Below are 24545 nucleotides of genomic sequence, written 5' to 3'. Positions count from 1 at the left end.
CCCGGCCGCAGGGCAGGAGACACCAGGGGGTGCGTTCGACTCCCGGTGTCACTCCGCCTCACCCCGGCGACGGGCCCGCGCCCGTTCGCCCGCCCTCTGCGCCTTGCCCATGAGCCGGTCCCGGCCCCATGACAGCAGGAAGGCCAGAGGGGTGACGAGGAGACCGAAGAACAGTGCCCGGTCCCAGTCCATGCCGTCTCCCCGGTAGCGCAGCAGCAACACGATGAGGGTGTAGGCCAGCACGACGAACAGGGCGTTCTTCAGCGGTTCGGGCAGTGTCATGAGCCCTCAAGTGCCCTGAATCCTCAGGGACACGGCGGAACCTCTCTCCTCACTTCTCCTCGGATCCGTCGCCGGCCGGGGCCGGCTGTCACACCGGGCGGATCGCGCCCTTGATCGCCGACTGGCCGGCGAAGAACACCGACTCCTCACGGATGAGCGCTCCGGGTCCCGGGGCGTGGATCATCATGCCGTCGCCGCTCCAGATGCCGACGTGGCTGAGGTCGTCGTGGAAGAAGACCAGGTCTCCGACCTGGACATCAGCGAGGGAGACCTGCGCTCCGGCCCCCCACTGGGCCTGGGTGCTCCGGGGGAGCATGACACCGACAGCCTTCCACGCGGCCTGTGTGAGACCGGAGGCGTCGTACGAGCCCGGTCCGACCGCGCCCCACACGCAGGGCCGACCGATCTGAGCGCGAGCGAAGACGATGACCCGCTCGGCCTGGGTGCTGTGGCCGCCGGCCGGCATCGGCCAGGAGCCGGCGTAGTCGCCCGGCGTGTGGGTGAGGGAGGGAGGCCGGTACGCCGCGAGGGGGTCCGGGTCCGACGGGGCAGGGTCAGCCGTCAGTGCCACGGGGGCGGATGCGGTGACCGGCTCGGTGGCCACCCCCGCCAGGGCGGGAGACGCAAGCGCAGGCGCCGGGATGTCCAGGAGGCCGAAGTCACGGTACGGGGCGGTTGCTTCGGCTGGCGGACCGGAGCTGTGGTACGCGGTGGGATCGAGCGACGCAGGGGCGGCGTACGGCGCGGTGGGATCGAGCGACGCAGGCGTGGCGTACGGCGCGGTGGGATCGAGTGACCCAGGGGCGGCATACGACGCGGTGGCACCGGTCGCCCGATCGGCACCGTACGTCTCCGTCCCGCCCGTCGGCAGGTCCATCGGGCGAGCGCCCGCCGCGAGGGCCGGGACAGCCGACAGGGCCGCCATGGTCTGCGGGCCGGACTCCAGGGCAGGCGGGGATGCGGGTGCGGGCGCTGCCGGTACGGGCACTGGCGCGGGCTCATACGGTGACCACGGCGCCATGTCGCGCCCGAAGGCCGACGGTGCACCGCCCTTCGGGGCGCCTGCGTCCGGAAGGGTCTCGCCTGCCGCAGGCTGTGCGCCACGCGGGCCGGGAAGCTCCGGGAGGAGGTCAGTGGCCGGTGCCGGGGCTGATCCGGCGGTCAGCTCCCGCGCACCACCGGTGGACGCCCGGGGCGCTTCGAGGGCGCGGAGTTCCGCAGGACGTTCCGCGGGGCGCGCGGGTCGTGTTTCCCGGGGCGCGCTGTCGGGCCGGGCCGGCGCCTTGCGCTGCGCGTGCCATGCCGGCACGGACGGGCCCAGTTTGGCGCGGGCGGCGTCGAACCACTGACGGGCGAGGCTTCCGACCGCCGGCTCCATGTCGTCCTCGGACCGGCCTCGGACGGCCGCGTCCCGCTGACGCGGGATCGAAGCGGCACGGGTCGCGTTGAAGGTGCCTGTGTCGCTCTCGGCGCGGTCGTAGAGTCGGTCGATCCGCCGCCGGACCTCCTCGGGGCTCGGCCCCTCGCTCTCACTCGCCAACGCGGGCACCAGCCAAGTCGGTCACTCCGGGGAGCGGGGTTCGTTCCAGCGCCATGGAAAGGCACTCCTTCCGTCCAAGAGCGCACGAAATCCACCTGTCCATCGGCAGAAGTCGTGCACGCGGTAACCAACTTAACCAACTTGTGAGTCTTCCGTGAAGATCGAAGTTGCGAATTGCCCTCTATGCCGCTGTGACTTTCACCCCTCCCACCGCACAACCGAGAGCATCCGCACCCGTCTCGGGGCCCGTGTGTGATGCCCGGTTGCACCATCAGCACCCGCCGAAGGCCGTCAACGTCACTTCACCATCGGGGCGTTGCGGCAACCGGTGACGGTCGGCGCCGACCTCACTCACCGGAGGGCGGATGGTCCGCCTTCCAGCCAGATGTTCAGGTGGGACGGGTGCCGTGCGTCCATGTGGACCGTGTTCGCGGCTACGGCCGTGCGGCGGGCCGTCGCCTCCGGCTCGCCCGTGTTGGTGTTGACGTCGAAGCGGGGGAAGTTGCTGGAGGAGACGTCCAGGCGGATGCGGTGTCCCGCCGCGAAGAGGTTGGCCGTGTCGGGGGCCGTCACTTCGATCTCGTACACCTCACCCGGCGTGAGCAACTCCGGGTGCTCCCGGGAGCGATGGAACCGGCAGCGCACGATGCCGTCCGTGAGGTTCATCGCGAAGCCGTGCGGATAGTCCGCGTTGGGCGGGTGGAGGTCGATCAGCTTGATGGTGAAGTCGGTGTCCGGTGCCGAGGTGGAGATGTGCAGCGTTGCCGAGACCGGGCCGGCGAGGACCACGTCCCGCTCCAGTGGTGGCGTGGTCAGACTGATCACGTCCGGGCGGGAGTCCAGCGGGAGGTAGGGCTCCCCGGCACCGTGGACCCGGGCGTCCGGGGCGTTCTGGTCGTAGGCGCCGCCCGACATCACCGGTTCACCGGAGGTGACTTGGCCTCCCATGGTGGGGACCGGGCTGCGTGGATCGAAGTCGTAGGTCACGGAGGCGTCGGGTGCGGTGGGTGGGCTGGTGGACAGGACACCGTCGGTGGTGAGGTAGAGGGTTACCGGGGCGGTCGACGCCGGCGGCCAGTGCGTGTCAGCCCGCCATGCGCCGCCGTGGCGCATCCTGCCCGCCGCGTTCCGTCTGCCGTCACCTCCGCCCATGAGGAAGTACCGCACGGCCGGCGGAGCGTCCCCGGGCTTCGTCTCCCGGCCCAGGGCGCGGTCGAACCAGCGGCGGCGGAATTCCAGGTACGAGGGCGCCAGGTTGCCGTCGAGGCTCGCCATCGGGCCGAAGTCCACGTCCCCCGCGTGCGTCTCGCAGCGGTGGCCGTGTGTCCAGGGGCCCATGACCAGGTACGAGGGTGCCGTCTTCTGCTCGCGCAGAGCGGTGAAGTTCTCGATCGTGGAGCGGACGTAGGGGTCGTACCAGCTGCCCAGATGCAGGCTGGGCGCGTCCGGGAAGCGGTGGTAGAAGCCTCGGCCGTATATCGCCGGGGTGCGGTAGTAGTCGCCGAAGGCGTCCTGGCGCCACTGTTCCAGGAGATAGTCCTCGTACGCGGGCAGATGCCGCAGGGGTGTGCAGCCGGGGCGCCACGGCATCGCGCCGAACCAGCCTGTCACGTCCACCCGCAGCAGCGCCGAGGACAGCACCGGGTCCGCCGCCGCCTCCGGACTGCGCAGCGCCTGGCGCAACGCCCAGGTCACCTGCTTCAGCTCGAAGGCACCCCCCATCCGCAGCCCCGCGTCATAGGCGCAGGAGAGGCCGCCCGAGTCCTGGAACATGGCCGCCAGGCCGTCGGGCCCCTCGGCTGCCGCGGCGGACTGGCAGTGCGCCGAGTAGGAGACACCGGTCATCACCACCCTGCCGTCGCACCAAGGCCGGCGCCTGAGCCAGTCGATGGTGTCGGCGCCGTCCGGGCCCTCCCGCAGGTACTTCACGAACGTTCCCCCGGAATCGCCGCGCCCCCGGCAGTCCTGCCGTACCACGTGGTAGCCGGCGTCGGTGAAGTGGCGGGCGATGTCCTCCGGACGCGGGAGCGGAGCGCCGGAGCGGTCCTGGTCCGAGCCTCGCTGGGCGCGCCTGCCGTAGGGGGTGCGTTCAAGGAGCACCGGGAGCGCGGTGGCCTCCGGCGTGGGTGAGGCCGAGTACAGGTCGGCTGCGAGGCCGATCCCGTCCCGCATGGGGACGCGCAGGGTACGACGCCACAGGGCGCCGTCCTGGAGGGGCTCCGGCCGTTCGGCGCGAGCGGCGGTGTCCTGGGGCATGTCGTACGAGGTCACGTCCAGGACGCTAGACAGGCGCGGCGCTCAGGGGCGATCACTTGACGTCATGAGGTCAACTGTCGCTCCGGACGGTGACGGGAACGTGCGGGGGACCTACTGTGCAGCGCAAGCAGGACTCCCCGTCCCGCTTTCCACCTTTCCGCCCTTCTTGTCTTCCCAGCCCCCTGCCTTCCCTTGTCTTTCCCCCCGTACGTTCCCTCCCCCGCCCTCACAGGAGGCCGCCATGAGCACACCCGTCCACCGCACCCAGGAGGTGCAGGGCCCCGAGCCCGGCGAGGAGGGGCGCGGTTCCCGGCTTCTCGACCTGGTGGAGCGGGCGGGGAACGCCCTGCCGCATCCGTTCTGGCTGTTCTGGATCCTGTGCGCGGGCGTCGCCGTCCTCAGCTGGGCGTTGCACGTGTCCGGACTGCGGGTCGAGGATCCGTCCTCGGGTGATCCGGTGGGCGTGCGCAGCGCCCTGTCGGCGGACGCCGTGCGGGACCTGGTCACCGGCGCCGAGGAATCCTTCGTCACGTTCGGTCCGCTCGGCGTCGTGCTGATGGTGATGCTCGGCGTCGCGGTCGCCGAGCGCTCGGGGCTCTTCGAGGCGCTTGCCCGCCGCATGCTGTCGGGGCTCTCCCCGCGCTCGGTCGTCCTGGGGGTGGCGCTGGGCGGTGTGCTGGGGAAGTTCCTGTCGGACTCCGCCTATGTGGTGCTCATTCCGCTCGGGGCCGTGGCCTTCCGTGCCGTGGGCCGCTCCCCCATGCTCGGCATGATCGTCGCGTTCGTCTCCATCAACGCCGCGGGTGACGCCAACCCGCTGATCGCCCCGGGGGACGCGCTGTTCGCCTCGGTGGCAACGGAGGCCGCGCAACTCGTCGACAGGGACGTGGTGGTCCGTGCGACGGACAACATGTACTTCACCACCGTCTCGGCGTTCGTGCTGGCCGGCACCATCGCCCTGGTCGTGGACCGGATCCTCGCCAAACGCGAGCACCGTCTGGTCCCGGACGCGGAACTGGAGGCGGCCGCGGCCGGTGAGGTCGTCGTGATCAGAACCGACGACGCCACCGAGCGCAGGGCGCTGAAGCTGACCGGTGTGGCTGTGCTCGGCTACGCGGCGTTGATCGTGCTGGCGATGCTGCCGCAGTCGTCGCCGCTCCGCGGCGAGGGCGGAGCCATCGTGGAGTCCACCTTCATGAACGCCATCGCCGTCTTCCTCACCGTCTTCTTCCTGCTCGTCGGCACCGTCTACGGGATGCTCACCGGACGGATCAAGGGGAGCCGCGCGATACCGGAGTTCATGGCGGACGGCGTGCGCTCCATCGCGCCCCTGCTGGTGCTCTTCTTCGCCGTGTCCCAGTTCCTCGCCCTGTTCAAGTGGACCAACATCGCCACGGTCGTCGCGGTCGAGGGCGCCGACTTCCTCAGAGGGCTCGGGGCGCCGACGCTGCTGCTGTTCACGCTGCTGATCGTCGTGGTCGCGCTGATGAACCTGCTCATCACGTCCGGCTCCGCCCTGTGGACGCTGGTGGCGCCCGCGCTGGTGCCCATGCTGATGCTGCTCGGCACCAACCCGGCCACGACCATGGCGCTCTACCGCATCGCCGACTCCTGCACGAACTCCATCACCCCGATGAGCACTTCGTTCATGCTGTGTGTCGGCTACCTGCAGACACTGCGCCGCACAGCGGGCATCGGCACTCTGATCTCCTTCACCCTGCCCCTCGCCATGGTCATGCTGGCGGTCTGGGTTCTGTTGTTCTTCGTCTGGTACCTGCTGGGCATTCCGCTCGGCCCGGGGGCGCCGGTGCGGTAGTTCCGCCGTACGGTGACAGCGTGAGCATCGTCCTCGACCTCGGGGGACTCGGCCCCGCGGACATCGCGGCCGGGTCCTCCGCGTTGTCGGAGCTGATGGCCGGCCTGCACGTGCTCGCCGAACCCGAGCACCACCCGGAGGCCGCCGACTGGGCGGCCCGCGTCACCTCGGCGGACCCGGGTCTGCACGACGAGCTTCTCTTCTTCACCCCGCTGTGGGCCCGCTTCCGCTGCCGCCTGTTCTTCCCTCGCACCCTGCCGCTCACGGCGGACCTGGACGAGGAACTGGCCGCGATCGCGACGCTGCCGGCCGACGCATTCCTGGAACTGGTGGCCCCCGGAGTGCTCGGAACCACGGCGCTGCCCGTACCGCCCGCCCGCGAGCTACGGGCCGGAACCTCCGCTGCCGAGGACTACACGCGCCGCTGTCTGCGCCGCTCGTACGCCCGCGGGGAACTGGCGCGCCAGCTGGTGGCGGCCCCGCTGGAGCTGCGGGACCGGCTCCTGACGGTGCTGCGGGCCGCCGACACCGCGTTCTTCGCCGGGGACTGGCAGCGGCTGCGGCCGGTCCTGGAGGACCACGCCCGGGAAGTGCGCCGCAGGCTGGCAGTGCGGTCGCCCGCCGATGTGCTCAGCGAGCTGCTGCCGACCGCGGTACGTGTCGGGCCGGGGGAACGTGTCCGGCTGGACAAGCTGCAGACCGACGAGGTGAAGGTCGCCCCGCGGCCCCTCGTCCTCGTCCCGTCCGCCCGGGTGTGGCCGCATCTGACGGTCAAGCACGAGCACGCCTCCTGCGTGACGGTGCAGTACCCGGTGCCTGCCGCGACCCCGGGCGGTCAGCTCACCGTGCGGGATCTGCACGACCGGCTGATGGCGCTGACCTCACCCGCCCGGATGGAGTTGTGCCGTCATCTGCTCGGTGAGCCCATCACCACCTCGGAGCTCGCCGCCCGGCTCGGCTCCAGCGAACCGCAGGTCTCCCGCGCCCTGCGGACCCTGCGCGATGCGGGCCTCGTGCGCTCGACCCGGGAAGGGAAGCTGGTGCGTCACCGGCTCGCCACCGATGTCATCCGCCGGCTCGGGCACGACGTACTGGCGACCGTGGCACGCTGAGCCGTTCCGGCCGGTGTCACTGCCCCACGTCATTCGCGTACGACGCACAGCGCCCAGATGACGAAGGCGTACAGGGCGATCAGGACGAGGGACCACACGGGGTAGTACGGGATCGACAGGAAGTTGGCGACGATGAGCAGTCCGGCGATGGCGACGCCGACCACCCTGGCCCACAGCGCGCGCGAGAAGAGGCCGGCGCTCACGCCCAGCGCGATCACGCCGAGCACCAGCTGGATCCAGCCCCAGCTGGTCAGGTCGAACTTGAAGATGTAGTTGGGTGTGGAGACGTAGACGTCGTCGTCGGCGATGGCCATGATGCCCCGGAAGAGGTCCAGGATGCCTGCGACGAACAGCAGGACGGCGGCGAACGTCACCAGCCCTCCGGCGGCCGCCTCGGACCCCCGCGAGCGATGATGGGCAGTTGTTGTCATGTCCGCTTCCTCACTTCCGCGTCGTGCAGCTTCCGCGTCGTAGAGCTTCCGCGCCGTACAGCGAGTCGTACTGCCCTTCCGATCATGGGGGGCGGCCCGCGCCCGGTGCTCACCCGTGACGGGTGAGGTTCATGAGGCCGGCCGCCTCCCGCCCCGCGGTGCCTCGTGCACGTGTCCTGCCCGTGAGGGGCGTGCTGGGCGTGATTGTTTGAGGACATGATCAGCAAGCTTCGCGCGCACGTTCTGCCGGTCTCCCAGCGCCGCTCGCTGGACGAACTGACCCAGGATCTCGATCTGTCGTCCGGGGACACCATGTCCAAGCGCTCGGCCTTCTGGACCATGCTGGCGCTGTCGTCGGTCATCGCGGCCGGTGGAGTGCTCACCGACTCGACGGCGACGGTGATCGGCGCCATGATCATCGCGCCGCTCTCCACACCGATCATGGGCATCGCCCTCGGCTCGGTGCAGCGCCGTCGCACCGGTTCGGTCCTGATCGTCCTTCTCGCATGCCTTCTGGTGATCGCGGTCGGGATGGTCATGTCGCTGGCTCTGCCCGGTGACTACGACCTGCTGTCCAACAGGCAGATCTCGTCCCGTACGTCGCCGGGACTGATGGACCTGATCGCCGCCCTGGCCACCGGCTTGGCCGGTGCGGTGGCGCTGGCCCGGCGGGACGTCGCCGCCGTGCTGCCCGGAGTCGCGATCGCCATCTCCCTCGTCCCGCCCCTGGTGGTGGTCGGAGTGTGCCTGGGGAAGCTGTCGGGGTGGCTGGCGCTGGGCGCACTGGCCCTGTTCGTGTCGAACCTCTTCGCCCTGGTCTTCGCGGGCATGGTCGTCTTCGCGTCGCTCGGTTACGCCACACAGGCCGACGCGGCGGCCGGCCGTCCGGCACGCAGCGCGTACGCGGCGATGGGCCTGCTCTTCGTCGTCGTGCTCGTGCCCCTGACGGCCAACACCGCGCTCACGCTGCTGCTCAACGTGTGGACCAGCCGGACCAAGGACGCGGCGCAGCAGTGGCTCGCCGACGAGCCGGGCGCGGACGTCACGAGTGTCGACACGAAGGCCAGAACGATGTACATCCACGTGCGCACTCCGGAGGAACTGCCGCCGGTGCGGTCCCTGCTCGACCGGCTCGAGGGACGGATCCCGGACGGCATCCCCGTCGTGGTGGACGCCTCGCGTGGCCGGCGCATCGACGCCGGAACGGTCGGTGACTGACCGACCGCCCCGCACCCGGGCAGCGGGGCTCGCCGGGTGCCTCACGCACGGGTGTCCGCTCCCCTGTCCGGCCCGGGCGCCGGAGCGGTCCCGGCATGGAACAGTGGAGACGAGGAGACACGGCGCCCTCGATGTGCGGTCCGGACGAAGGAGGCCTGGATGCGTCCCCCTGTTCTGGCGGGCATCGACGGATCCGAGTGCGCGGCGGCGGCGGCCGACTGGGCGGCGCGGGAGGCGGCTCGGCGCGGCACCGCGCTGCGGCTGCTGCATGTGTCCCCGGAGCTCGCCGGGCCGCCCACCGCGGCGGGCCCGGCGCTGGAACGCCTGCACGCGATGGGCGCCCGGCTGGTCCAGCGGACGGCAGAACGCCTCACCGCCCGCCATCCGGACCTCGACGTGGAGGGCGAGCAGGCGGACGAGCCTCCTGTCCTCGCTCTCCTCGGCGCGGCACGCGCGGCCGGCCTGCTCGTCGTGGGGTCACGCGGCACGGGCGGTTTCCGGGATCTGGTGGTCGGCTCGGTCGCCTTGCGGGTGGCGGCTGCGGCCTCTTGCCCCGTCGTGGTCGTCCCGCTCCCGGCCGGCACCTTTGCCGACGGTACGGCTCCGCCGCGCGACACCGGCCGCATCGTGCTGGGCTTCGATGCCCACCGGCCGTCCGGCGAAGCGGCGGACTTCGCCTTCCGGAGCGCCGACGCCCGCACGGCAGGCCTGCACGTGGTGCAGGCCTGGGCCCTACCCGCCGAATCCGTCTCCCCCCGCACCTTCGTGGTGACCGAGGAGGACCGTGCCACCTGGGAGGACCAGGAGGTTCTGGGGCTCTCCGACGCACTGCGGCCGTGGCAGGAGAAGTATCCGCGTGTGAGGGTAGCGACCGATCTCATGCTGCTCCATGCCGCGGAGGCCCTCGTGAACGCCTCCCGGGACGCGGACCTGCTCGTCGTGGGGCGCCGCACCGACCCCGGGGCAGCCGAGGGCCGGCTGGGTCCCGTCACGCATGCCGTGCTGCACCATGCCCGCTGCCCGGTCGCGGTCGTACCGCACGGCGCATGACCGGTCGCGGTCGTACCGCGCGGCGCATGACCGGTCGCGGTCGTACCGCGCGGCGCATGACCGGTCGCGGTCGTACCGCGCGGCGCATGACGGCTCAGCCGAAGAAGACCTCGAACTCGTCGTACAGCGACGGATCCACCAGCTTGTTCTCCGCCGTGGCGGCCGCCAGCGGCAGGCGGACGATGCGGGTGCCGTCGAGGGCGACCATGCAGCCGAAGTCCCCGTCCTTCACGGCCTCGATCGCGTGCAGCCCGAAGCGGGTGGCCAGCCACCGGTCGAAGGCACTCGGAGTACCACCGCGCTGGATGTGCCCGAGCACGGTGGTGCGGGCGTCCTTCTCGGTGCGTGCCGAGATCTCCTGGGCCAGCCATTCGCCGATGCCGGACAGCCGTACGTGTCCGAACTCGTCCACCGACTGGTCCTTGAGGATCATCTGCCCTTCCTTGGGGACGGCTCCCTCGGCCACGACGACGATCGGGGCGTAGTTGATCTGGAACCGGCTCTTCACCTGTTCACAGACCTGTTCGATGTCGAAGGGCCGCTCCGGGATGAGGATCACGTTGGCGCCGCCCGCGACGCCGGCGTGCAGGGCGATCCAGCCGGAGTGGCGCCCCATCACTTCCACGACCAGGGCTCGCATGTGGGATTCGGCGGTGGTGTGGAGGCGGTCGATGGCCTCGGTCGCGATACCCACGGCGGTGTCGAAGCCGAAGGTGTAGTCGGTCCCGGTGACGTCGTTGTCGATGGTCTTGGGCACGCCGACCAGGTTGATCCCCCGGCGGCTGAGTTCCGTGGCCGCCCCCAGGGTGTCCTCCCCGCCGATGACGACGAGCGCGTCCACCTCGTGCGCGGCGAGGGTCTCGCGTACACGTTCCAGGCCGTTCTCGTGCTTGAACGGGTTCGTACGGGACGACCCGAGGATGGTCCCGCCCCGGGGGAGGATCCCGCGCACGCCGGCGATGTCCAGGGGGACGACATCGTTCTTGAGCAGACCCAGCCAGCCGTCGCGCACGCCGACGAAGTCGAACGAGTACTCCTGGACGCCCTTGCGGACGACACTGCGGATCACGGCGTTGAGGCCGGGACAGTCACCGCCACCGGTCAGCACTCCCACCTTCATGGGCCCTCTCCCGTTCGCCGCACACTCCGTCCGACGGCGGACCTCGTGACAACCGTGGCACGCAGCCGGGAGGCAGGAACCGCCGCCTCGCTTACAGCCTCCCTCGCTTCCGTCCGCGGTGGCCACTCGAAGGACGCCGACCCGGACCTCGACCGGCCCGTCCCACGGGCGACCCCGTCGTCCGTCGTGCGGGCGTGCCCGCGCGCCAGTACGGTGCCTGCACGGCGTCCCGAGGAATCCCGGAGCGGGAGACGGCATGACGGACAGCAAGTCGGCGAAGCTGCCGCGCAAGGTGTACGAGAAGGAACTGCTGCGTCTGCAGACGGAGTTGGTGAAGCTCCAGGAGTGGGTGCGGGCGGAAGGAGCCCGTCTGGTCATCGTGTTCGAGGGGCGTGACGCAGCCGGCAAGGGCGGGACCATCAAGCGGGTCACCGAGCACCTCAATCCGCGCATCGCCCGGATCGTGGCGCTGCCCAAGCCCACCGAGCGCGAACGCACCCAGTGGTATTTCCAGCGGTACGTCGAGCACCTGCCGGCCGCCGGGGAGATCGTGCTGTTCGACCGGTCCTGGTACAACCGGGCCGGCGTCGAGCACGTGATGGGGTTCTGCGCCAAGGAGGAGTACCAGCTCTTCCTCCGCCAGTGCCCGATCTTCGAGCGGATGCTCGTGGAGGACGGCATCCTGCTGCGCAAGTACTGGTTCTCGGTCAGCGACACCGAGCAGCAGGAGCGCTTCCGCAAGCGCCTGGAGGACCCGCTGCGCCACTGGAAGCTGTCACCGATGGACCTGGAGTCGATCACCCGCTGGGAGGCGTACTCGCGCGCCAAGGACGAGATGCAGGTGCACACCGATGTCGCCGAGGCGCCGTGGTACGTCGTCGAGAGCGACGACAAGCGCCGCGCCCGGCTGAACATGATCGCCCATCTGCTGGGATCCGTGCCCTACCACGAGGTGCCCCCGCCGGTGCTGGAGCTGCCCGACCGACCGCCCTCGACCGGCTATCAGCGCCCGCCGCGCGATCTGCAGACCTACGTTCCCGACCACGCCGCGGGGCTGTGATCGTCCCGGACCGGCGGCCCGGCATGCACGCCGGATGCCCCACGTTCACTCGTACGGGTCAAATATGGCCTCCGTGGGGGATCGGGCGCATGCCGGGCCGCCGGACGGTGAGACATTCGCTATGACCGAACCCTTACCGGCCGGCTCGCTTCCGGCCCCCGGCCGTTCGCTGTCCACACCGGTCGTCTTCACAGCCGACTTCACCTCCACCACCCAATGGGTGGCGGGCCGTTCCTGGGCCTATCCCGGCGGAGGCCCGGTCAACCCGGACGATGACAAGCTCGACCACCTCGTGGCCGACGCCGACTACAGCCGTTCCGGCGTCTTTCGCGCGAGACGGCGGCAAGACGGCCGGTGGAACACCGGGCTGCTCACCACGGAAGGAAGCCAGGAGGGATTCACCGTCCGCGCCGGGGACGTGCTGGAAGCGCGCGTTCGGCTGCCGAAGGAGATCGGTGCCTGGCCGGCGATCTGGACCTGGCGCGACGGCGACCAGGAGATCGACGTCTTCGAATACCACCCGGACAACCCCGATCTCCTGGAGTTCACCAACCATGTACGGGGCACCAATCGCTACCACCGCGACAAGGCGGTCCGGCCGGACGCCTGGGTGAACCTGCGCACCGTGTTCGGCGTCCGCTCAGTCGACTGGTGGCTCAACGACAGACACGTCTTCAGCGACGGGCGCGGCGTGGGCCGGAGCTGGCACGCCTACCTCATCGTCAACCTCTCCGTCTGTGCCGGGAGATACCACCCCCCACCTCGGCCGGGAACCACCGAGATGTCGTACGAGGTGAGTCAGCTGCTCGTACGCCGGCCCGTCTCGGTCAGCACCCCGGCTGACGCCATGTGCGATGCCGGTGAGAGGGAAGCGCCCGCCGCCACCGGCGGCGAACAGCCGACGCACACGCCTCGGGAGGACTCCGCCTCACCCTGAGCCGGAGAGGGGCCGACTCGAGACAACGCGCCAGGCTGTCTGATCACCCCTCCTCGCGCCACCACGCGGGAGACAAGCTGAGGCTCCACACCTCGCCCGCCCGCCCCTGGGCGCCCACGTCCCCACGGACGAAGATCCTCACACCGGACCCCGGCACGCGGTAACGGTGGATGTCCCCGGTCGTGCCGTCCCCGTCCGGTTCGAGTTCGACCGAACCGCCGAGCCCGGTGATCGCTGCGGTCAAGCACTCGAAACGCGTCGCGGCAGCGAAGGTGCCGTAGGCCTCGCGCAGAACAGCCGGTACGGACGTCTCGGTCCCCCCTCGCAGACGGCGCACCTGCACGCTCACCCCGAAGCAGGGCCAGGCGCCCTCTTCCTCTTGGAACGACAGCTCCACAAGCCCGTAGTCCCGGCGCAGCAGGCCCCCGTCCCGCGCGTCGAGGAAATCGGAGCCGAGTACGGCCTCCCACTCGGCGGGCTGCGCGCCGATGCCCACGCCCAGCACGTCCCCGCGGGTGGCGACGTGGGCGTAGAGGTCGAGGCCGGACATCCGCACCTCCCCTTCCCCCTGCCCAGCTCGCCGGTCCACGGGCGACACCGGAAGATTACCGAGCGGTAGCTTACTCGGGCCGCGAGGAGTCGCGACGCGGCAAGGGACGTGCTGTGCTGGGATGAGACGCAGGGAGTGCATGGATGCGGCAATTCCGGGGTTCCGTCCTCGTCTCCGCCCGGTCGCCCGCCCCGACCGGAGCGGGAGGGGGGTTGCTGCCGGCGCGGGAGCTCGTGGTCGCCTGGTCGCTGGTCGTCCTGATCGCCGTGCCCGCCTGGGTGCTGACCCTCGGGCAGGCCCGGGACATGGGCGTCGAGCCCGGCACCATGGGTCTGGCACTGCCGCTGTTCCTGTTGCTCTGGGTGACGATGATGGCGGCCATGATGCTGCCGTCCATGGCACCGGTGGCCCTCACCTGGGTGAAGGGGCTCGGGCGCCGGTCGTCCGGGTGGAGCCGGGCGGGGCACACCGTGGAGTTCGTGGGCGGGTACCTGCTGGTATGGACGGCCTTCGGGCTGCTCGCCTATGTCGCTCTGGACTTCACCGGTGACCTGGTGGCCGATCATCCTACGGCGGGACGCTGGATCGGGGCGGTGGCCTTCCTGCTGGCGGGCCTCTACCAGCTGGGCCCTCTCAAGAACGTCTGCCTGCGGCACTGCCGCGACCCCATGAGCCAACTGGTGCGCTACGCCGGGTTCCGGCGGCCGGCCCGCGATCTGCGGGTGGGCCTCCACCACGGCGGCTACTGCGTCGGCTGCTGCGCGGGACTGATGGTCGTCCTCGTGCCGCTCGGGGTCATGAACGTCGCGGCGATGGCCGGGCTGGCGGCGGTGATCTTCGTGGAGAAGCTGTGGTCACGGGGGCCGCTGCTGGCCGGAGCAGTGGGGGTCGTCTTCCTGGTCCTCGCCGTGCTGGCGCCGTTCCAGGACTGGCTGCTGCCCGGACTGCAGGAATCGGCGCCTTCGATGAGCGACATGTGACGAACTGCGGGAGGCTGGAAGGGAGGCCGCCTCGCGATCCGCGTGCGGCTCGGGACGTGCGGTCTCGCCACTCCGAACGAGCCCCCTCGGGCTCGACGGGAGGGATGCGAGATGACGGAACAGGACAGCGCAGGGACCAGCTGGCATCTGGCGGGTGACTGGTTCGACGTGTGCAAGTGCGCCATACCGTGCCCTTGCACGTTCGCGCAGCCGCCGACCTACGGTGATTGCGAGGGCGTGCTGGTCTGGCACATCCGTGAGGGCAACTACGGCGATGTACGCCTCGACGGTCTCAACGTCCTGATGCTGGGCGCCTTCGTGGGCAACGTCTGGGCCGGCGAGCACAGTGACGCGTACGCCGCGGTCTTCCTGGACGAGCGCGCCGACGACGGGCAGCGAGCCGCGCTCGGGGCCGTCTTCGGCGGTGAGGCGGGAGGCTGGCCGGCACGGTTCGGCGAGATGCTCCGGCCCGAGATGCGCGGCATGGAGTTCGCGCCGATCCGAGTGGAGATCGACGAGGACCTCGCCACCTGGAGGGCCGAGGTCCCCGGCCGGGTCACGGCCACAGCCGAGGCGCTCACCGGTCCGACAACACCGGAGGGTGCCCGCGTCCAGGTCCACAACGCCCCGGGCGCCGAGGTGGGACCGGGTCAGGTCGCCACCTGGGGACGGGCCACCGCGGACCGCGCCGACGCCTTCGGCTTCGCCTGGGAACGCTCGGGGAAGTCGAGCAAACACTTCCCCTTCGACTGGTCAGGACCCGACTGAGCAGGCGTCGCAGGGGTCCGAAGGGCGTGCCAGGCCCTTCAGGGCCCGGACGGAGGGACGGTGTCCGCGTGGGCGGTCAAGGGGCAGGTCTCGAGGATTGCCGCCGGGTCCGCTTCGGAAGGTAGCGGCACCGTGCGCGAGGCGGGCGGACGGTACCCCGGTCGGCTGAGCCAGTGCTCCAGGGCCGTGAAGGCGGTGCGGTGGCACGGCGTGAGCGGGCGCAGGCGGTCCGGGTAGGTGTCGACGAGGGCGTCCGTGTGGGTGCCTCCCTCGATGCGGTAGTAGCGGTGCAGCGGGCCCCGATCGGCCTGGCGCACCATCCGGGCGTAGACGTCGGAGTCCTGGGAGACCGGCAGCAGGACGTCCAGGGTGCCGTGCACGGTGATCAGCGGTTTGCCGATCCGGCCGGTCAGCTCGATCTTCTGCACGGCTCTGCGGACCTCGCCGGGCCGGGCGGCGTAGTCGTAGTCGGCGTCGCAGGCCGGTGTGCCCGGCGCACAGAAGGGTGTTCCCGCCTGCGTCGGGCCGTCGAACCCGGGGTCCAGTTCCTCACGGTAGAGACGCTGGGTCAGATCCCAGTAGACCTTGTGGTGGTACGGCCAGAGGAACTCGGAACCGGCCGGGAAGCCGGCGGCGTGCAGGGCCCTGCGCGCCGCGTCGGCGTCCTCGCCCCCGTCGGCGTACCCGGGGTACGTGCGGAGCGCCTTCGGCAGGAAGTTCAGCAGGGTGGGGCCGTCGGAGCGCCACAGGGTGCCCTCCCAGTCGACTCCCCCGTCGTAGAGGCCGGGGTGATTCTCCAACTGCCAGCGCACGAGGTAGCCGCCGTTGGACATGCCGGTGACCAGGGTGCGCGACGGCGGACGGCGGTAGTGCCGGGCGACCGTGGCACGAGCGGCTCGGGTGAGCTGGGTGAGCCGGCTGTTCCATTCCACGATGGCGTCGCCCGGCTCCTTGCCGTCCCGGTAGAAGGCCGGGCCGGTGTTGCCCTTGTCGGTGGCGGCGTAGGCGTAGCCGCGGGAGAGCACCCAGTCGGCGATGGCCCGGTCGTTGGCGTACTGCTCACGGTTGCCGGGGGTGCCGGCGACCACCAGGCCGCCGTTCCACCGGTCAGGCAGTCGGATGACGAACTGGGCGTCGTGGTTCCATCCGTTGTTGGTGTTGGTGGTGGACGTGTCCGGGAAGTAGCCGTCGATCTGAACCCCGGGAACCCCACTGGGTACGGCCAGATCCCTCGGAGTGAGGCCCGCCCAGTCCGCCGGGTCGGTGTGACCCGAGGCCACGGTGCCGGCCGTCGTCAACTCGTCGAGACAGGAGGTGCGTTGATGCTTCGCCCCCGGTACCCGCACCTGGTTGATGTGCGCGCAGAGGCCACCGCCGGAGCTCACCGGCACCCCCGCGGCGGGCCCGGGAGCGAGGGTCAGGACGGCCAGCGCGAGAGCCGCCGGCCCGCCGCGTCGCCAGGATCGTGGCCCGTGCAACGAGAAGCGCATAGCGTGAACCTCCGCGGTCGCGTACAGGGGGTGCGCGGAAGGCTATGCCGCAGTTCCGCCGCGACATATGGGGTTGCCGACCATTCTCCGAAGCCGTGGAGTAGTGGTGGGCACCACCTGGCAACGGGTCGAATCAGCCCTGCCCGCGGGGGGGTTCGACCGCCGGGCTCCTCGGCCGTACACGAGCCTTCACGGGCCGGGAATGTCCCGCCGGCACACAAGTTCTCGTCGCTGGTGGCCGTCCCGTCCATGCCGCCCCCGGCAGGCGAACCCCGATGATGCTCGCCCGGCCACCGGCATGGACGGTACCGGGCTCCCCCCACATCAGGAGGCAGTCGTCATGGGACACTCGCGTCGTGCGTTCCGTTCCCCGCTGAACCTCGTCCGGGGCGTGTGCCGTTGGGCCACCGCCATCGCTGGTGCTCTGGCCCTGACCGGTGGCCTGCCGGCTGCCGGCCCACCGGCATCCGCCGCGGGTCTGACCCAGGTCACCGGCTTCGGCACCAACCCCGGCAACCTGTCGATGTTCACCTACGTGCCGGACTCGCTGCCCGCCGATGCCCCACTGGTCGTCGCCCTCCACGGCTGCACGCAGAGCGCTAACGACTACTACACGCACTCGGGCTGGCCCAAGTTCGCCGACGCATACGGCTTCGCGCTGGTCCTCCCCCAGACGAGCAGCGCCAACAACGCCAACTCCTGTTTCAACTGGTTCGAGCCGGGCGACAGCGGACGCGGTCAGGGCGAGGCGCTGTCGATCAAGCAGATGGTGGACAAGGCCGTCGCGCTGTACGGAAGCGACACCCGGCGCGTCCACATCACAGGACTGTCCGCGGGCGGGGCCATGACGGCGAACATGCTGGCCGCCTATCCCGACGTCTTCGCCGGCGGGGCCATCGACTCCGGTATGCCGGCACGTTGCGCGAGCAGCCTGATCACGGCCTACACCTGTATGTACAGCCCGCCGGACAAGAGCCCTTCACAGTGGGGGCAGTTGGTGCGTTCCGCCGCTCCGGCCGGCACGGCCTCCTGGCCACGTGTGGCGATCTGGCAGGGCACCGCCGACACGACCGTGAGGCCCGCCAACGCAACGGAACTCCGCGACCAGTGGACGAACGTCTGGGGCATCGGCCAGACGCCCTCCCGCACGGAGAACCTCGGCGGGGGCACCACGTCAAGCGTGTACGACGACGCCTCCGGCCACCCCGCCGTCGAGGTGTACTCCGTGTCCGGCATGCGGCACGGGCTGGCCGTCGACCCGGGCAGCGGCGCCGAACAGTGCGGCAGCTCCGGCACCTACTACCTCGACACCATCTGCTCCAGCTACCACACCGCCCGTTTCTGGGGACTCGACGGTGGCGAGAGCGGCGACACCCTGCACGGCTGACCGCAGAGCGTCTCGATCCCGCGCCGACGAGTGCGGCAACCCCGGACCGGTGGCGTGGGATCGTCACCAGCGGTCAGTCGAGACAGAACTCGTTGCCCTCGATGTCCCGCATGTTGATGCACGACTCGTTGTCGTCATCGGCGAGCAGTGTCTTCACATGTACGGCGCCGAGCGCGACAAGTCGTTCGCATTCGGCCTCCAGCGCGGCGAGGCGTTCGTCGCCCACGAGTCCCGTGCCGACGCGCACATCGAGATGCACTCGGTTCTTGACGACCTTGCCCTCGGGGACGCGCTGGAAGAGCAGGCGCGGGCCCTCGCCCGAGGGATCGCTGCACGCGAAGTAGACGACCTGGTCCTCCGGAGGCAGCGAGCGATGGTGGTCCTCCCACGTGGCGAACCCCTCCGGGACCGGCGGCACGACGTACCCGAGCACCTCGCACCAGAAAGCGGCGAGTCGCGCGGGTTCCGCGCAGTCGAAGGTGACTTGGAACTTCTTGATCGACGGCATCGGCGCACCATACAGGGGGCGCCCCTGACAGCACGAGCGCTTTTCGAGGGGCACGACCGACAGCTGCGGGTGTGTCCCGGGGGCTCGCGCTATGCGTCGGGGCCGCAGCCTTCCACCGGGCGATGAGCGTGGGTGACCTGCTTCCGCAGCGGCGGGTGCAAACTGTTGCTCAGCGTTTGCTCCTCCATCTCTTCCGGGGCGCTCCAGCCGTGGGCGAGGGCGCCGGTGTGCTCGCGCCGCCACTTCCGGCCCTCCGCATCGCGGAACCACAGCATCTCCGCGTCGAGCGCGGTGTCAGGTGTCCAGGCCCGGCCGATCTCCTCACGGACCACCTCGGCGGGGAGGGACACGGCGGAACAGGGCGGCAGAGCCCGAATGTTCAGCAGCGGGGGGACGTACACACGGGCGGACTTCCACTTGGAGGCCCCGGGGACGGCACTGACCTTCACGTAGACGTCGGAGATGGGAGACTGCGAGCGGTTGGTGAGGACCAGGCCGGCACCGCCGTTCTTCTCCCGCTTGAGCCAGATCGACACCCGCTCGGCCTGCCGGCTGTCCAGCTCGTAGTCGTCCTCCACCGACTGCTTCAACTGATCTCGGGCCGTCTGATAGCCGTAGTAGGTGCTGATGCCGGTGAAGAACAGGCCGGCTACGGCGGCGATGCCGGTCAGCAGCGTCGCGGTCCCGTTCCAGTCGACTGCCCGCCCACCGCGTGAGGGCGCCGCAGACACGTCCGGCTCGGGCGCCTCGCCCCTCGCCGAAGGGCGCACCCTCCTGCGCATCGGGCGGGGTCGGATGGGCCTGAGACGCACTCGTTCCCGTCGCATGCGTCTCCTCTCGCCCCCCGCGGGAACCTCGACCGCCGCAGCACATGTGTTGCATCCAGAGTGGCTCCCCGGACAAGGCAAACGGGCACGGAGTCCGGTTCTGTCCGGCGGATGACCGACTTTGCCCGGCACGCGGTCCGGGCGGGATGCGTCTTCCTCCGTACGGCCAGGAGCTTCCAAGGGCGTTGGGAACCGGGACCGATCAGCAGGGCTACCGGCGGCCTTCTCGTCCGCGCTCGCCGCGCCGCAGGGCTCGACGCTCCTTTCCCGGCAGGGTTGCGGCCAACTCTCCCACCAGGGAGACGTCGTGACCGGCTCCGTCCCGGCTCGCCGGGCACCACCACACCGGTGGGCCCGCCGCATCCGTTTCGTCCGTGCACCCGTCGTCAGCCGTCCCCGCAGAACGAGGGTGCGCCCCGATCCCGTGTTCCCGGCAGACCGGCCAGACCTGCCGCAGCAGCTCCATGATCGTCGACTGCGCGGCGTCCGCGACCACGGCCAGGACCGTCGCCGCGTCGTGCGGCTCCGGAGGGTCGCCCTCCTCGAGATCGCACGCGTTGACCGCGTTGCCGTGCCAGCGGCCGTCGGACATCGCCACGTAGACCTGGCCCCTGTCGCTCCCGCTGGCAGGCACAGGCTGCCGGGGCGGGTCCACCATCAGGATCAGCGGATCCCGGCCCGGCAGGGTCGCCTTCACGTCACGATTGACCGCAGCGAGCGCCGTCTCCAGCTTCGGCCACTGACCCGGCTCGGCTTGATTCGGCCGCGGGTCCCGCCCATCGTGTCCCGGGCCACCGCTGAGGTTCGAGAGTGTGTTCACCGGCGCATCGTCCCAGCTCCGCGCCGGCGGCACGGAGCCGGGGGCGCCGGCGCGGGGCTCTGCGACGCCCTCGCCGTGCGGCGCGGGCTGTGCCGTCGGGCTCGCCGCAGCGCGGGGGCGGTGTGTGCCCCGTACAGTTGAGTGACGGGAGACGGCCCCTCTCCCGCAATCTCATCCCCTCGCACGATCCGTACGGGAGCCCGCATGCACCACCCGTCCGGGCACCATCCGTCCGGCGGCCCGGACGACGACTCCGGCGCGCTGTTCGGGCTCGACGCCCTCTCCCCGGGCCCCGCCGCGACGGGCCGGTCCTCCTCGTTCCGCACCTCCTCGCAGGCGCGCCGGCTGCTGCCCGTGCGGGAGATCTACGCGGAGCCTGCTGCTGCCGTGTCCCCGCGTGGCAGGCAGATCCGCGCCCGGTTCCCCGACGCCCGGCTGACCATGGTCGACTCCCACTGGCGCATCCCCGGGCTGCACGGCAACCAGGGCAACATCGAGCGCTGGGTGCGCATCAAGGGGGAAACGCTGGTGCTGGGTGAGAAGAAGACCCTCACCACACGCCCCAACGGCCGGTCCGCCGACTGGATCGCTCCCGGTGCCTCCAACGGCTGCGCCATGGCCTGTGCCTACTGCTACGTGCCCCGGCGCAAGGGGTACGCCAACCCGATCACCGTCTTCACCAACACGGACCGGATCATCGCCCACCTCGCCCGGCACGTGGCAGGGCGGGGACGCAAACCCGAGCCGAACCAGTGCGACCCCGAGGCGTGGGTGTACGACATCGGGGAGAACGGCGACTGCTCGGTGGACGCGCTGATCTGCGACAACACCGCGGACCTCGTGCACGCCTTCCGGCAGTGGCCCACGGCCAAGGCCTCGTTCGCCACCAAGTTCGTCAATCCCGACCTGCTGGCCCTCGACCCGCGTGGCCGTACTCGCATCCGGTTCTCGCTGATGCCGCCGGACGACGCCCGACTGCTCGACGTGCGCACCTCCCCCGTCGCCGAGCGGATCGGTGCCGCCGCGGACTTCCTCGACGCGGGGTACGAGGTGCACTTCAACCTCTCCCCCGTGGTCGTCCGCCCCGGCTGGCAGGACGCCTGGGCGCAGCTGCTGACCCACCTCGACGACGTCCTGCCCCGGCGGGTGAAGGAGCAGGCCGCCGCGGAAGTGATCATGCTGACCCACAACCAGGAGCTGCACGAGGTCAACCTCGGCTGGCACCCCCGGGCCGAGGAGGCCCTGTGGCAGCCGGACCTCCAGCAGGCCAAGCGCTCCGAGAACGGCGCCCTGAACGTCCGCTACCGCAACGGCGTCAAGGGGGAGGCCGTACGGACCCTGCGCACCCTGATCGACCGCCACGCGCCATGGCTGCGGGTGCGATACGCCTTCTGAGCACCGGAACCGGGCCCGCCTCGCCGCCCACGGCAGGTGTGCAGCCAGGTGGTCGACGGGAGTGGGCGATCAACTTCTTCACCGCGGGGGGCAACCCGTTGCCGGAGTGGACCGCGACGAACAGCACGTCGTCGGGTGCGCCACCGACGGCGATGGCCACTTCGGGAGAGATGCCGTCCACCGCATAGGCGGTTTCCGTCGTGGACGGTTCCTCGTGCTCGTTCCCGCCGCCGGTGTCGTCGCAGGGCGGCTGGGTCGCGGCCCCCAGTCTGGTGGCGACGCGGAAATCGACGTTGGCCACATCGCGGTAGGTGCGCCCCTCGAAGGTCACCGTGTAGACGCAGGACGGCGCCGCCTCACCGCTGTCCCCCGGCTCGCAGGCGGAAACCGACGCCGCTGCGGCTGCCGTCAGCAGTGCGACCACGGATCGCTCGGCCCAGCTCATGAACCGACCTCCCGGTGGAATCCCGAACCGCCACGTCTGAGTGCGGAGGCATGTCAGGCCTCATTTGTGCCCCATCCATACCGACGGAGCGGAGGCCGGTTTCGTTCGGGTGTCCACCGGGCGCGGGCGCGCCTCGCGGGGCCGGGCCCGCACCGACGGACCCGGCCCCGCGAGGTCGGCGCTCACACGCGGTCGGCCGCGATCAGGACGTACTGGAAGGAGCCGTCCCGGTAGGACTCGATGAACGCTTCCTCGATCCCGGTGACCAGCGAGGACGTGGCCCGCAGCTCCCAGTAGGGCAGGGTGTCCGGGGTGAGGTCGACGACGGTCTGCGGCACGAGCCGGTTGTCCGCCATGGCGCGCAGGTACTCGCGGCGGGAGTGGATGTTGCACTCGAAGTGAGCGTTGATCTGGGAGACCCACTTCGACGGCTGGCCGTAGCGGGGGTTCCAGCAGCCGGTGATCGTGACGTACCGGCCGCCCACCCTGAGGAAGCGGGAGTGTTCGGCGAACAGGTCGTGCAGGTCGACGTACATGCTCGACTCGTTGTTCCACGAGGCGGCGACGCTGCCCTTGTCGAAGGGCGTGTCGAGCATGTTGCACACGCGGGAGCGGACGTGGTCGTCGATCCGCAGTTCCCGTGCGCGCCTGTTGCCGAACTCGGCCTGCGTGGCGGACAGGGTGACGCCTTCGACCTTGCACCCGAAGCGGCGGTGAGCCATGACCATGGAACCGCCGCGCCCGCAGCCGGCGTCGACGAGCGTGTCGTCGGGCCCGATCGGGCCGAGGTGGTCCATGAGGACCTCCGCCTGCGCCGACTCCAACCGGTGCAGTTCCGCGATGAGCTTCTTCTCGTACTCGCTGTCGGCCGGAGCGCCGAGCGCGGCGTGGTCGACGGCGCCGATGCCGTAGTGGTGGTGGTAGAGACCGTCCACGTCACCGAGGCGCAGGTTGACCGGCCGCGCCTCGTTGTTCCAGTACCGGGCGATGTCACCCTGGTACGGCGTCGCCGGGGCCGGGATCTTCGCGGTGGCGGCTGCGGTGGAGGTCGTTTCAGTGGTCACAGAGAGTTTTCCGTTCTCTACCAGAAGTCGGGCAGGGTGTAGCGGTAGGTGTTGGTGCGGTGCCAGTCGTGGTTGCCGTCGACCCACGCGGCCACGCCTTTGAGGAAACGCAGCACAGGGGGCAGAGGGCAGGCCTCGACGAGGTCGGCCGCGGCGTCCTCGAAGGCGTGCTGGAGTTCGTTGTGGACGTCGATGGCCTTGAGGTAGGCGTCGCGTTCGGAGAGCTGCTCGCGTTCCGCGATCACCACCGGCAGGTTCAAGTGGCGGCCGGGGCTGTTCAGTTCCTTGGTGTACGAATAGAGGTCGTTGACGATCGTGGTCGCGTTGCCGGCGAGCGCGATGACCCGCTGCATGTCCGGCCGGGCATGCAGGTCGGCGGGCAGTTCATAACCACCGACGGTGTCGGTGATCGTGGGACAGGGACGGAAGTTGTTGAACTGGCGCATCGCCAGGTACTCCCACACCTCCGGGACGTGACCGGTCTGCGCCCAGGCGGCTTCGGCGAGGTATCCCAGGTGCAGCCGGGCCATGTCGTGCCGGTAGCGGTCTGCCTGGGAAGGGGTGGCCGCGTCGGCGAAGTAGCCCATCGCGCTGTCGTACGCCCGGCGCGGGGCATCCGACGTGAGCGACTCCCGCCACGGCGGCGTGTACTCCGCCGTGGTGTGGAAATGGTCGAGCGCGGTGTGGGCGAGGAGGAGGCGCCCCCCGAGACCGACGGGTGACCCGCCGTGGTCCTCGCAGTAGCAGTCGTCCAGCGCGTTCTCCGCGACCATCAGACGTGTGGCCAGCATCAGGTGGTCGACCGTCGGGGCGTCGGGGTGGCAGGCGACCATGTACCGGCCGACGGAGAAACCGTCGAACTGGCCCTCCCACTCCTCGGGGTAGAGCTGGACCTCGTCCTCGGCCCAGCGCTTGATCCGGCGGCTGACCTCCTCGACGCGTGCGGGATCGGGTTCCGGGACGGGGTGGTGGTACAGGCCCGGGACGGCTTGCCCCGCGGCGGGACGGGCGGGTGCGGCCAAGGGCACCGGCTCCGGGAGCGTGGGCTTGTAGCCGCGCGCCACGGACAGCGAGGCCGTGCCCGGTCCGGTCGGTCCGCGCAGGGCCCGCTGGAGTGCGGAGCACCCGTCGGCCCTGTGGGGCATGTCCCGCACGGCGGAGGCGACCGCCACCTCGGCGGACACGACCTGGACGTCCGGCCCGGCCAGGGCCGCTTCGGGCATGCCCCCGACATCCGGTGCGGTCGGGGCCGTTTCGGGCAAGTCCGGTCCGGCCGCGTCTTGCGCGTCCGGTACGGCGGTGGCGGCCGTCGGTGCCGGCGGCGGGGCGGGGATCGTGACCGGTGGATGCAGCCCGGCCAGGAAGTGCGGCGCGGTGGGTGTGACCGGAGGGACGGGGAGCACCGGCGTGGGAGCGGCCGGTGCCGGGGTGGGCGGCGTCGGCCGCTGCTCGGGAAGGGATGGTCCGAGGGGCCCGGAGTCGGGCATCG

General features: G+C 70.7%; 23 protein-coding genes. 10 read left to right on the top strand and 13 right to left on the bottom strand.

What is annotated here, in order from left to right; genetic code table 11:
- Positions 1–48 precede the first annotated feature (48 nt).
- The 3 genes from ACIQU3_RS29415 to ACIQU3_RS29405 all read right to left on the bottom strand — a co-directional run bounded on the left by ACIQU3_RS29415 (position 49) and on the right by ACIQU3_RS29405 (position 4093).
- Entirely contained in the window at positions 49–282 is a 234-nt protein-coding gene (locus ACIQU3_RS29415; protein WP_403928540.1) for a hypothetical protein, read from the bottom strand.
- A gap of 88 nt (positions 283–370) precedes the next feature.
- A complete protein-coding gene (locus ACIQU3_RS29410; RefSeq protein ID WP_403928537.1) occupies positions 371–1270 on the bottom strand; it encodes a C40 family peptidase in 900 nt (299 codons plus the stop codon).
- A gap of 903 nt (positions 1271–2173) precedes the next feature.
- Positions 2174–4093, bottom strand: a complete 1920-nt coding sequence (locus tag ACIQU3_RS29405) for a CocE/NonD family hydrolase (RefSeq protein ID WP_403928534.1) — start codon at positions 4091–4093, stop codon at positions 2174–2176.
- 226 nt (positions 4094–4319) lie between these two features.
- Between ACIQU3_RS29405 and ACIQU3_RS29400 the strand changes: the two genes are divergently transcribed.
- Positions 4320–5894: an AbgT family transporter gene (locus ACIQU3_RS29400; protein ID WP_403928531.1), complete on the top strand. Its 1575-nt coding sequence runs from the start codon at positions 4320–4322 to the stop codon at positions 5892–5894.
- A gap of 20 nt (positions 5895–5914) precedes the next feature.
- Complete coding sequence (locus tag ACIQU3_RS29395; protein WP_403928528.1) at positions 5915–7006, top strand: DUF5937 family protein; 1092 nt, start codon at positions 5915–5917, stop codon at positions 7004–7006.
- Between the two features lie 29 nt (positions 7007–7035).
- Here the strand turns inward: ACIQU3_RS29395 and ACIQU3_RS29390 are convergent, their stop codons facing one another.
- Positions 7036–7437, bottom strand: coding sequence for a hypothetical protein (locus ACIQU3_RS29390; RefSeq protein WP_403737459.1), 402 nt, complete (start codon positions 7435–7437; stop codon positions 7036–7038).
- A 216-nt stretch (positions 7438–7653) separates the two neighbouring features.
- Between ACIQU3_RS29390 and ACIQU3_RS29385 the strand changes: the two genes are divergently transcribed.
- Together ACIQU3_RS29385 and ACIQU3_RS29380 are read left to right on the top strand one after the other, a co-directional pair.
- Positions 7654–8655 carry a DUF389 domain-containing protein gene (locus tag ACIQU3_RS29385; RefSeq protein WP_403928525.1) on the top strand — a complete coding sequence of 334 codons (1002 nt, stop codon included), beginning with the start codon at positions 7654–7656 and terminating at the stop codon, positions 8653–8655.
- A gap of 159 nt (positions 8656–8814) precedes the next feature.
- The gene (locus ACIQU3_RS29380) at positions 8815–9705 is read left to right on the top strand and encodes a universal stress protein (RefSeq protein WP_403737453.1); all 891 of its coding nucleotides are present in this window, start codon (positions 8815–8817) and stop codon (positions 9703–9705) included.
- Positions 9706–9799: 94 nt separating this feature from the next.
- Here the strand turns inward: ACIQU3_RS29380 and ACIQU3_RS29375 are convergent, their stop codons facing one another.
- On the bottom strand, positions 9800–10825 hold the full coding sequence (locus tag ACIQU3_RS29375) for a 6-phosphofructokinase (protein ID WP_403737450.1): 1026 nt from the start codon (positions 10823–10825) through the stop codon (positions 9800–9802).
- 256 nt (positions 10826–11081) lie between these two features.
- Here ACIQU3_RS29375 and ppk2 point away from each other — a divergent pair, with 256 nt between their 5' ends.
- The gene (ppk2, locus tag ACIQU3_RS29370) at positions 11082–11885 is read left to right on the top strand and encodes a polyphosphate kinase 2 (RefSeq protein ID WP_403928522.1); all 804 of its coding nucleotides are present in this window, start codon (positions 11082–11084) and stop codon (positions 11883–11885) included.
- Positions 11886–12006: 121 nt separating this feature from the next.
- A complete protein-coding gene (locus ACIQU3_RS29365) occupies positions 12007–12822 on the top strand; it encodes a beta-glucanase (RefSeq protein ID WP_403737444.1) in 816 nt (271 codons plus the stop codon).
- Between the two features lie 43 nt (positions 12823–12865).
- Here ACIQU3_RS29365 and ACIQU3_RS29360 read toward each other — a convergent pair whose 3' ends face one another.
- On the bottom strand, positions 12866–13372 hold the full coding sequence (locus ACIQU3_RS29360; protein WP_403737440.1) for a hypothetical protein: 507 nt from the start codon (positions 13370–13372) through the stop codon (positions 12866–12868).
- A 143-nt stretch (positions 13373–13515) separates the two neighbouring features.
- Between ACIQU3_RS29360 and ACIQU3_RS29355 the strand changes: the two genes are divergently transcribed.
- Both ACIQU3_RS29355 and ACIQU3_RS29350 read left to right on the top strand, forming a co-directional pair.
- Positions 13516–14352, top strand: coding sequence for a DUF2182 domain-containing protein (locus ACIQU3_RS29355; RefSeq protein WP_403737437.1), 837 nt, complete (start codon positions 13516–13518; stop codon positions 14350–14352).
- A gap of 111 nt (positions 14353–14463) precedes the next feature.
- Positions 14464–15120, top strand: a complete 657-nt coding sequence (locus ACIQU3_RS29350; protein WP_403737434.1) for a DUF1326 domain-containing protein — start codon at positions 14464–14466, stop codon at positions 15118–15120.
- A gap of 38 nt (positions 15121–15158) precedes the next feature.
- Here the strand turns inward: ACIQU3_RS29350 and ACIQU3_RS29345 are convergent, their stop codons facing one another.
- The gene (locus tag ACIQU3_RS29345) at positions 15159–16610 is read right to left on the bottom strand and encodes a 3-hydroxybutyrate oligomer hydrolase family protein (protein WP_403737431.1); all 1452 of its coding nucleotides are present in this window, start codon (positions 16608–16610) and stop codon (positions 15159–15161) included.
- A gap of 340 nt (positions 16611–16950) precedes the next feature.
- Here ACIQU3_RS29345 and ACIQU3_RS29340 point away from each other — a divergent pair, with 340 nt between their 5' ends.
- Positions 16951–17997, top strand: a complete 1047-nt coding sequence (locus ACIQU3_RS29340; RefSeq protein ID WP_403928519.1) for an alpha/beta hydrolase family esterase — start codon at positions 16951–16953, stop codon at positions 17995–17997.
- A gap of 73 nt (positions 17998–18070) precedes the next feature.
- On the opposite strand, the gene ACIQU3_RS29335 is transcribed toward ACIQU3_RS29340, so the two are convergent.
- The 3 genes from ACIQU3_RS29335 to ACIQU3_RS29325 form a co-directional block, all read right to left on the bottom strand.
- Positions 18071–18505: a VOC family protein gene (locus ACIQU3_RS29335; RefSeq protein ID WP_403737428.1), complete on the bottom strand. Its 435-nt coding sequence runs from the start codon at positions 18503–18505 to the stop codon at positions 18071–18073.
- 89 nt (positions 18506–18594) lie between these two features.
- The gene (locus tag ACIQU3_RS29330) at positions 18595–19236 is read right to left on the bottom strand and encodes a hypothetical protein (RefSeq protein WP_403737425.1); all 642 of its coding nucleotides are present in this window, start codon (positions 19234–19236) and stop codon (positions 18595–18597) included.
- A gap of 307 nt (positions 19237–19543) precedes the next feature.
- Positions 19544–20152: a hypothetical protein gene (locus ACIQU3_RS29325; protein WP_403928516.1), complete on the bottom strand. Its 609-nt coding sequence runs from the start codon at positions 20150–20152 to the stop codon at positions 19544–19546.
- A gap of 204 nt (positions 20153–20356) precedes the next feature.
- On the opposite strand from ACIQU3_RS29325, the gene ACIQU3_RS29320 reads away from it, so the two are divergent.
- On the top strand, positions 20357–21547 hold the full coding sequence (locus ACIQU3_RS29320; protein ID WP_403928513.1) for a spore photoproduct lyase family protein: 1191 nt from the start codon (positions 20357–20359) through the stop codon (positions 21545–21547).
- On the opposite strand, the gene ACIQU3_RS29315 is transcribed toward ACIQU3_RS29320, so the two are convergent.
- The 3 genes from ACIQU3_RS29315 to ACIQU3_RS29305 form a co-directional block, all read right to left on the bottom strand.
- The gene (locus ACIQU3_RS29315) at positions 21468–21992 is read right to left on the bottom strand and encodes a DUF6281 family protein (protein WP_403928510.1); all 525 of its coding nucleotides are present in this window, start codon (positions 21990–21992) and stop codon (positions 21468–21470) included. The two genes, ACIQU3_RS29320 and ACIQU3_RS29315, sit on opposite strands and share 80 nt — an antisense overlap.
- A gap of 182 nt (positions 21993–22174) precedes the next feature.
- Positions 22175–23056 (bottom strand): geranyl diphosphate 2-C-methyltransferase, encoded by an 882-nt coding sequence (locus ACIQU3_RS29310; protein WP_403928507.1) that lies wholly within the window; start codon positions 23054–23056, stop codon positions 22175–22177.
- Between the two features lie 17 nt (positions 23057–23073).
- Positions 23074–24543, bottom strand: a complete 1470-nt coding sequence (locus ACIQU3_RS29305; protein ID WP_403928504.1) for a family 2 encapsulin nanocompartment cargo protein terpene cyclase — start codon at positions 24541–24543, stop codon at positions 23074–23076.
- Positions 24544–24545: the final 2 nt, after the last annotated feature.

It is taken from the genome of Streptomyces sp. NPDC101110 (assembly GCF_044759525.1).
Lineage (GTDB): Bacteria > Actinomycetota > Actinomycetes > Streptomycetales > Streptomycetaceae > Streptomyces.
This window is presented reverse-complemented; position numbering and strand designations above follow the sequence as displayed.

What these genes read in the sequence shown, in the direction of transcription:
- ACIQU3_RS29415 (WP_403928540.1), bottom strand. Translation starts at nt 282, where the DNA reads ATGACACTGCCCGAACCGCTGAAGAACGCCCTGTTCGTCGTGCTGGCC.
- ACIQU3_RS29400 (WP_403928531.1), top strand. Translation starts at nt 4,320, where the DNA reads ATGAGCACACCCGTCCACCGCACCCAGGAGGTGCAGGGCCCCGAGCCC.
- ACIQU3_RS29390 (WP_403737459.1), bottom strand. Translation starts at nt 7,437, where the DNA reads ATGACAACAACTGCCCATCATCGCTCGCGGGGGTCCGAGGCGGCCGCC.
- ACIQU3_RS29385 (WP_403928525.1), top strand. Translation starts at nt 7,654, where the DNA reads ATGATCAGCAAGCTTCGCGCGCACGTTCTGCCGGTCTCCCAGCGCCGC.
- ACIQU3_RS29380 (WP_403737453.1), top strand. Translation starts at nt 8,815, where the DNA reads ATGCGTCCCCCTGTTCTGGCGGGCATCGACGGATCCGAGTGCGCGGCG.
- ACIQU3_RS29375 (WP_403737450.1), bottom strand. Translation starts at nt 10,825, where the DNA reads ATGAAGGTGGGAGTGCTGACCGGTGGCGGTGACTGTCCCGGCCTCAAC.
- ppk2 (WP_403928522.1), top strand. Translation starts at nt 11,082, where the DNA reads ATGACGGACAGCAAGTCGGCGAAGCTGCCGCGCAAGGTGTACGAGAAG.
- ACIQU3_RS29365 (WP_403737444.1), top strand. Translation starts at nt 12,007, where the DNA reads ATGACCGAACCCTTACCGGCCGGCTCGCTTCCGGCCCCCGGCCGTTCG.
- ACIQU3_RS29360 (WP_403737440.1), bottom strand. Translation starts at nt 13,372, where the DNA reads ATGTCCGGCCTCGACCTCTACGCCCACGTCGCCACCCGCGGGGACGTG.
- ACIQU3_RS29355 (WP_403737437.1), top strand. Translation starts at nt 13,516, where the DNA reads ATGCGGCAATTCCGGGGTTCCGTCCTCGTCTCCGCCCGGTCGCCCGCC.
- ACIQU3_RS29350 (WP_403737434.1), top strand. Translation starts at nt 14,464, where the DNA reads ATGACGGAACAGGACAGCGCAGGGACCAGCTGGCATCTGGCGGGTGAC.
- ACIQU3_RS29345 (WP_403737431.1), bottom strand. Translation starts at nt 16,610, where the DNA reads ATGCGCTTCTCGTTGCACGGGCCACGATCCTGGCGACGCGGCGGGCCG.
- ACIQU3_RS29340 (WP_403928519.1), top strand. Translation starts at nt 16,951, where the DNA reads ATGGGACACTCGCGTCGTGCGTTCCGTTCCCCGCTGAACCTCGTCCGG.
- ACIQU3_RS29335 (WP_403737428.1), bottom strand. Translation starts at nt 18,505, where the DNA reads ATGCCGTCGATCAAGAAGTTCCAAGTCACCTTCGACTGCGCGGAACCC.
- ACIQU3_RS29320 (WP_403928513.1), top strand. Translation starts at nt 20,357, where the DNA reads ATGCACCACCCGTCCGGGCACCATCCGTCCGGCGGCCCGGACGACGAC.
- ACIQU3_RS29315 (WP_403928510.1), bottom strand. Translation starts at nt 21,992, where the DNA reads ATGAGCTGGGCCGAGCGATCCGTGGTCGCACTGCTGACGGCAGCCGCA.
- ACIQU3_RS29305 (WP_403928504.1), bottom strand. Translation starts at nt 24,543, where the DNA reads ATGCCCGACTCCGGGCCCCTCGGACCATCCCTTCCCGAGCAGCGGCCG.